The following is a 1170-nucleotide window of genomic DNA, read 5'->3' as shown; positions in this document are numbered from 1 at the left end:
CACCAATTCAGTCGAACACAACGATTAATTTGAATTGGACGGCATCAACCGATGCTGCGGGTATAGCGAACTATGAAGTGTATCAGGATGGAACGAAGATCGGAACAACAAGCAATACGCATTTCACGGCAGTAGGTCTTGAGAGTAATACGACTCATAGCTTCTATGTCAAGGCTGTAGATACGGATAGCGAAGTATCGGAAGCAAGTGAAACGATAACAGCCTCGACAATAAACAGGAATGAGAAGGAGGTAGCGGAGGGAGAAGATACTGTTTATCTTATCGGAACAGTCCCGAGCAATAACCAAGTTGAGAAGAATGCAAGTGCAGGAAGCTGGAGGAGCTTTGAAACAGCGAATCTAGAAGAAAGTGTCGTTATTGAAATTCCGATTCCCGAAGAAGAAGGGATGTATAAAATCGTATATCGGATGGCAACTGGGCCTGACATGGGAACGGTTCAGTTTGACTTGGGTAGGTTAGGACCACCTAAGTACAGTATTGACTTCTATCAGAGCAATCCGGGGTTTAAGGAGTTTGAAGAGGGCTGGACGATACTGCCTACCAAGTACGGGGAATACAAAAAACGGCTCACAGTAAAAGGGAAGCACGAGAGCAGCACAGGATACAAAATGGGAATCGACGCTGTGTACTATATTAAAGATACAGTGAAACCGACGACACCAAGCACATTATCGCTTGTGAATAAGACAATGACAAGCGTAAAACTGACCTGGTCGGCTGCAACGGATAACGCGCGACTGAAGGAATACGAGATCTTATCGGGTACAACTGTGCTCGGGACTGTAGATGCATACACAACCAGCTATACTGCGGAAGGATTAACCCCGAATGCGGCGTACAATTTCATCGTTCGAGCAAAGGACTATTCAGGCAACCTGTCGGATCCTACGGAAGCGCTAGTTGTTAAGACTGGATTACCGCCAACGAAACCGACAGGGTTAACGTCACCAATTCAGTCGAACACAACGATTAATTTGAATTGGACGGCATCAACCGATGCTGCGGGTATAGCGAACTATGAAGTGTATCAGGATGGAACGAAGATCGGAACAACAAGCAATACGCATTTCACGGCAGTAGGTCTTGAGAGTAATACGACTCATAGCTTCTATGTCAAGGCTGTAGATACGGATAGCGAAGTATCGGAAG

1 protein-coding gene is annotated in these 1170 nt (G+C 45.8%); it reads left to right on the top strand.

All coding sequences use genetic code 11. The features are described 5' to 3' along the window. A partial coding sequence (locus K0T92_RS24505; protein WP_219875258.1) for a fibronectin type III domain-containing protein occupies positions 1-1170 on the top strand: 1170 nt, incomplete at both ends.

The organism is Paenibacillus oenotherae (genome assembly GCF_019443105.1).
GTDB lineage: Bacteria > Bacillota > Bacilli > Paenibacillales > Paenibacillaceae > Paenibacillus_Z > Paenibacillus_Z oenotherae.
The sequence above is the reverse complement of the archived record's forward strand: the minus strand, read 5'-3'. Positions and strand labels throughout refer to the sequence as shown.